Source organism: Brevundimonas sp. (genome assembly GCF_031082345.1).
Lineage (GTDB): Bacteria > Pseudomonadota > Alphaproteobacteria > Caulobacterales > Caulobacteraceae > Brevundimonas.
In genome coordinates, this window is the sequence record NZ_JAVHLH010000183.1 from 1 (window position 1) to 5916 (window position 5916).

Below are 5916 nucleotides of genomic sequence, written 5' to 3' on the forward strand. Positions count from 1 at the left end.
GGTGCGCTACGCCCGCTGCGGGGGCGAGGCCATGGCCGTGGCGGTGCGCATCGCCCGCGCCGCCGCCGGCCGAGGCCGACATGTGGCCGGATGGGCTGGTCCCGATGTGCTTCCAGACGCCGGCGACGGAGGACGGCTGGGCCCGCGACAAGGTGCTGGAGGCGGCCGCGGCCTGGGAGGCCGTGGCCAGGGTCGATTTCGACATCCGCGCCGATTGCGCCGGGAGCCCGACCACGGGGCCGGAGCGGCGCATTCCTATCCGCATCGTCCACGATCCGGAGCTGTTCGCCTCGGCCAGCCACCTGGGGGTCAATCTGGTGCGCGGGGGGACCATCACCCTGAACGCCGAATACCTGGTCACCAACCGCATCTGCGGACGGCGCGGCAGCGAGGGGCGGGACGGCTGTTTCTACGCCGACGCCCTGCACGAGCTGGGGCACGGACTGGGGTTCAGCCACGACCACGTCAGCCCGCGCGCGCCGGACTGCGTGGCGCGGATGAGCACGCCCGAGCCAGTGGTGGCGGAAGAGACCTATTACGACGCCGCCTCGATCATGAACTACTGCAACCCGGACCGCTGGAAGGGCGAGCTGAGCCCGGCTGACATCTGTTCGATCCGGGCGGCCTATGGCGACCGCGAGGGCCGGCGCCCGACGCGAGCCAGCTGCTATGCGATGACGGGTGCGGCGCCGCGTCGGCCTTGACCGGCGGCGACGACGAACCCTAGCGTGCCGTCGCCCGTCCGACGGTTCGGCGGCTGTGGGGAGTGAACATGCGTCTTCGTCGTCTCGCCCGGGCGCTGCCCGCCTTCGTGCTGATCGCCGCCATCAGCGGACCCGTACTGGCCCAGGACGGGCTGACCTATCAGCAGCCGCCGGCGCCGATCGCCGACATCTTGGACAAGAAGCCGACGCCGACGCCGAGCCTGAGCCCGGACCGGACGACGCTGGCGCTGTTCGACCGGTCGAACCTGCCGCCGATCGCCGAGCTGGCCGAGCCGATGCTGCGGCTGGGCGGCTACCGGATCAATCCGCGCAACAACGGGCCGGCCAACAGCCGGGTCAGCTGGCTGACGGGGCTTAGCTTCCAGCCGGTGGCGGGCGGGCCGGCGCGGGCCGTGGCCCTGCCGGAGGGCGCGCGCTTCACCTCGCCGGGCTGGTCGCCGGACGGCCGGTCAGTCGCCCTGCTGATGGACGCGCCGACGGGGCTGGAGCTGTGGGTCGCGGACGTGGCCAGCGGCGCGGCGCGGCGGCTGACCGACCCCCGGGTCAATGCGGCGGCGGGCGGGGCCTATGACTGGACGCCCGACAGCGCCGGACTGGTGGTGCGGATGGTCCCGCAGGGCCGGGGCGCCGCGCCGGACGTGTCGCGGCCGCCGTCGGGTCCGACCGTCGAGGAGAGCATGGGGCGCACGGCCCCGGCCCGGACCTATCAGGACCTGCTGGGCAACGCGGGCGACGAGGCCCTGTTCGACCACTATTTCACCTCGCAGCTGACCCTGGTTCCGCTGCAGGGCGCGGCGCGGCCGCTGGCGGAGCCGGCGGTGCATCTGGGCGCGGGGGTGTCGCCGGACGGCCGCTTCGTGCTGCGGACCACGGTGAAGAAGCCCTACAGCTATGTCGTTCCGGCGCGGCTGTTCCCGACCGAGGTCACGGTGATCGACCTGCAGGGCCGGACCGTGCACCAGGTCGCCGACCTGCCGCTGCGCGACAACATCCCGACGCCGTTCGACGCCACGGCGCCGGGCCCGCGCTCGGTGGGCTGGCGCTCGGACGCGCCGGCGACCCTGGTCTGGGCCGAGGCCCAGGACGGGGGCGATCCGCGGACCGAGGCCGAGGTGCGCGACCGGGTGTTCATGCTGGCCGCGCCTTTCACCGGTCAGCCGACGCCGCTGGTCGATCTGAAGGAACGCTACGGCGGCGTCACCTGGGGCGATGCGGACACGGCGCTGGTCTACACCCGCTGGTTCAACACCCGGCACGAGACGCGGCTGGTGGTCGATCCGTCGAACCCCGGGGAGGGCCGGGTGCTGCTGGAGCGGAACTATCAGGATCGCTACAACGATCCGGGCTTCCCGGTGACGGAGGCCAACGCCTCCGGCTTCCCGGTGGCGCGGTTCACCTCGGACGGCCGCATCCTGATGACCGGCGACGGGGCGACCCGCGAGGGCGAATATCCGTTCCTCGCCGCCATGGACCTGACCAGCGGCCGGACCGACCGGCTGTGGACCTCGGCCAGCGGCGACTATGAGAGCGTCGTCGGCATTCTGGACGACGACGCGCGGCGGCTGGTGACCCGGCGCGAGACCCGCAACGATCCGCCGAACCTGTATGTCCGCAATCTGGATGCGCAGGCCCCCGACGCCCTGACCCAGTTTCCCGATCCGGCCCCGCAGCTGGCGGGGGTGACGCGGCAGCTGATCACCTACACCCGCGACGACGGGGTGCAGCTGTCGGGGACGCTGTATCTGCCGGCCGGCTACGACAAGGACCGCGACGGCCCGCTGCCGCTGGTGATGTGGGCCTATCCGGCCGAGTTCACCGACGCCGCCGTGGCCGGTCAGGTGGTCGACACCGCCAACCGCTTCGTGCGGCCGGGCGGCTCCAGCCATCTGTTCCTGCTGACCCAGGGCTATGCGGTGCTGGACGATCCCTCGATGCCGATCGTCGGGGTCGACGGGGCCGAGCCGAACGACACCTATATCGAACAGCTCTCGGCCAGCGCGAAGGCGGCGGTCGACGCGGTGGTCGGGATGGGCGTGGCGGACCGCGACCGGATCGCCGTCGGCGGCCACAGCTACGGCGCCTTCATGACCGCCAACCTGCTGGCCCACACCGACCTGTTCCGCACCGGCATCGCCCGCTCGGGCGCCTATAACCGGACCCTGACGCCGTTCGGCTTCCAGGCCGAGCAGCGCACCTACTGGGAGGCGACCGACACCTATACGGAGATGTCGCCCTTCACCTACGCCAACCGGGTCAATGAGCCGATCCTGCTGATCCACGGCGAGGCCGACGACAACTCGGGCACCTTCCCGGTGCAGTCGGAGCGGTTCTATGCGGCGCTGAAGGGCCATGGCGCGACGGTGCGCTACGTCGTCCTGCCGCTGGAGGCGCACGGCTACCGGGCGCGGGAGTCGGTCGGCCACACCCTGTGGGAGATGACCCGCTGGCTGGATCAGTATGTGAAGGATGCGGGGCCGCGGTGAGGCCTGCCGGACCCAGACCCTGGAAGGCGTTGGCGAGGTTGCTGGTTCTTCTGGCAGCCGTTGGCGCCTTGCTGATCTTCGGGGTTATCGGGGTCGTGACCTATGACTGCCTTGCATTGGGGATGTGTCCCTAGGAACGGGAGGGACCTGCGCCTTGTCATCCCGGACGCCGCACAGCGGTGATCCGGGACGGGGCAGGGCTGCCATCTCACCTCCCGGAAATCGCGGCGCGATTGTCCGGGAGACGGGTGACCGTCGCAGTGTGGCCCGACCTGTCTCCCGGATAGCTGCCGGCGCAGCTTCCGGGAGGGTGAGTTTGGGGTCGGCGCGTCCCGGCTCTCCCCCCGGCTTTCGCCGGGGTTCGGCCGGGATGACAAGATCAGCGACTACCGCTTCTTGACCTCGCTCGCGTCGCCCGTGCCGCCGTCGGAGACGTCGCCGACGATGGGGTTCTCGGCCTGGATGCGCGGACGGCTCTGGCGCCAGCTGTCGAAGTCGGACGAGAATTTCTGGCGGCGTTCGCTGCGCCACTCGCTGTAGTCCTTGTCGAAGGCCGACAGCTGCTGTTCGCGCCAGTGCAGGTAGTCCGGCTCGAAGTCGTGATGCTGATGGCTCTGGCCGCCCATGCCGGGGCCCGAGCCTTCCCAGATCTGGGCGCCCGGGGCGTAGCCGTGGGTGGGGTAGCGCCCCGTCTCGCTCTGGCCGCTCCGACCCTGGGCGGCATAATGCTGGCCGCCGTAGCTGGACGGCCCATAGCCGGGCTCGGCGTAGCCCCGGGTCATCTGCGGACCGCGCTCGCCCGTGCGGGCGCCGTAGCCCTGTCCATACTGCGGGCCGCCCCAGGCCCGGGCGCCGTGGGCGTCGTAGCCTTCGCCATACCGGCCCTGCTGGTAGCTGTCCTGGGTCCAGGCCCCCGCGGGGCCGGAGGGGTCGCGGCCATAGGCCTGTTCCTCGCGGCGGAAGGCCTCGGCGGTGCGCCCGCCGTCGCCGCCGCCCCAGGTGGGCCGCTCTTCGGGGCGACGGTCGCGGGCCTCGTGGCGGAACTCGTCGCGGTCACGATCCGGACGGCCCGGTTCGTCGTGGGGTCGGAAGGGATTCTGCATCGCTGATCTCCTCTGATGGGAGACTGGAAAACCGGACCCGGCGGAGGATGTTCCGGGCCGGACGCGGCCTCACGAAGGTGTCAGCGTCGGAGCCGGTGCAACAATCCGGTTGCGCGCGCGTAGCTTATCTGGCCACGTTTTGTGGCGCGTTGCAGCAGGAGCCGTATGGCCTTCGACGAGATGTCAGGAGACGCGTCCGCCTATGGGACGGACGTCCGGGAGAGTTATCGGGGGCTGGCGCGCTGGCTCGCCGAGGCGCCCGAGGGCCTGCTGCAATCGCGCTCGCGCCAGGCCGAGCTGTTCTTCCGCCGCATGGGCATCACCTTCGCCGTCTACGGCGACGCGGAGTCGAGCGAGCGGCTGATCCCGTTCGACGTGGTGCCCCGGATCATCGGCGCGGCGGAGTGGGCCGGGCTGGAGGCCGGGCTGACCCAGCGGGTCAACGCCATCAACCTGTTCCTGGCGGACATCTATGGTCCGCAGGAGTGCCTGAAGGCGGGCGTGCTGCCGGCCGAACTGGTGCTGACCAATCCCCACTATGCGCCCGAGATGCAGGGCCGGCGGCCGCCGCGCGGGGTTTGGGTGCACATCGCCGGGGTCGATCTGGTCCGCACCGACGACGACGACTTCTATGTACTGGAGGACAATTGCCGCACGCCGTCCGGGGTCTCCTACATGCTGGAGAACCGCGAGATGATGATGCGGTTGTTCCCCGACCTGTTCGCCGACTATCCGGTGCGGCCGGTCGAGACCTATGCCGATATGCTGCTGGCCAGTTTGCGGGCCTGCGCGCCCGAGGCGGCGGGCAGCGATCCGACCATCGTGGTGCTGACGCCGGGGCCGTTCAACTCGGCCTACTATGAGCACAGCTTCCTCGCCGACAAGCTGGGGGTCGAGCTGGTCGAGGGGCGCGATCTGTTCGTCGACGACGGCCGGGTGTTCATGCGCACCACCCAGGGGGCCCAGCGGGTCGACGTCGTCTATCGGCGCATCGACGACGACTTCCTCGATCCGCTGACCTTCCGGCCGGATTCGGCGCTGGGCGTGCCCGGGCTGATGACCGCCTACCAGGCGGGCACGGTGACCCTGGCCAATGCGGTGGGAACGGGCGTGGCCGACGACAAGGCGGTCTACACCTACATGCCGGAGATCATCCGCTTCTTCACCGGCGAGGAGCCGATCCTGAAGAACGTGCCGACGTGGCGGTGCCGCGAGCCGGAGGCGCTGAAGCACGTCCTGGCGCATCTGGAGGAGCTGGTGGTCAAGGAGGTCGGCGGCTCGGGCGGCTATGGCATGCTGGTCGGGCCGGCGGCGTCGAAGACCGAGATCGAGGCCTTCCGCAAGCGGCTGATCAACGATCCGGACGACTTCATCGCCCAGCCGACCCTGGCGCTGTCGACCGCGCCGACGCTGGACAAGTCGGGCGAACTGGCGCCGCGGCACGTCGACCTGCGGCCGTTCGTGCTGTCCAGTCCCGAGGGGGTGAAGGTGGCGCCGGGCGGGTTGACGCGGGTGGCGCTGAAGCCGGGATCGCTGGTGGTCAACTCCAGCCAGGGCGGCGGGACCAAGGACACCTGGGTGCTGGATGTCTGAGGCTGTGCGCAC

The 5916-nt window shown here is 70.8% G+C and carries 4 protein-coding genes; 3 read left to right on the forward strand and 1 reads right to left on the reverse strand.

Features of this window, described 5'->3' with window-relative positions; genetic code table 11:
• Both RDU12_RS11515 and RDU12_RS11520 read left to right on the forward strand, forming a co-directional pair.
• Positions 1-704: hypothetical protein (locus tag RDU12_RS11515; protein WP_308684703.1), on the forward strand; the 704-nt coding region annotated here is incomplete at its 5' end.
• 68 nt (positions 705-772) lie between these two features.
• On the forward strand, positions 773-3208 hold the full coding sequence (locus RDU12_RS11520; protein WP_308684704.1) for a prolyl oligopeptidase family serine peptidase: 2436 nt from the start codon (positions 773-775) through the stop codon (positions 3206-3208).
• Between the two features lie 386 nt (positions 3209-3594).
• Here the strand turns inward: RDU12_RS11520 and RDU12_RS11525 are convergent, their stop codons facing one another.
• Positions 3595-4311 carry a hypothetical protein gene (locus RDU12_RS11525; protein WP_308684706.1) on the reverse strand — a complete coding sequence of 239 codons (717 nt, stop codon included), beginning with the start codon at positions 4309-4311 and terminating at the stop codon, positions 3595-3597.
• A gap of 165 nt (positions 4312-4476) precedes the next feature.
• On the opposite strand from RDU12_RS11525, the gene RDU12_RS11530 reads away from it, so the two are divergent.
• Positions 4477-5904 (forward strand): circularly permuted type 2 ATP-grasp protein, encoded by a 1428-nt coding sequence (locus tag RDU12_RS11530; protein ID WP_300293322.1) that lies wholly within the window; start codon positions 4477-4479, stop codon positions 5902-5904.
• Positions 5905-5916: the final 12 nt, after the last annotated feature.

Bases quoted from the DNA above. Each gene is read 5' to 3' on its own strand.
- RDU12_RS11520 (WP_308684704.1), top strand. From the start codon at position 773: ATGCGTCTTCGTCGTCTCGCCCGGGCGCTGCCCGCCTTCGTGCTGATC.
- RDU12_RS11525 (WP_308684706.1), bottom strand. From the start codon at position 4,311: ATGCAGAATCCCTTCCGACCCCACGACGAACCGGGCCGTCCGGATCGT.
- RDU12_RS11530 (WP_300293322.1), top strand. From the start codon at position 4,477: ATGGCCTTCGACGAGATGTCAGGAGACGCGTCCGCCTATGGGACGGAC.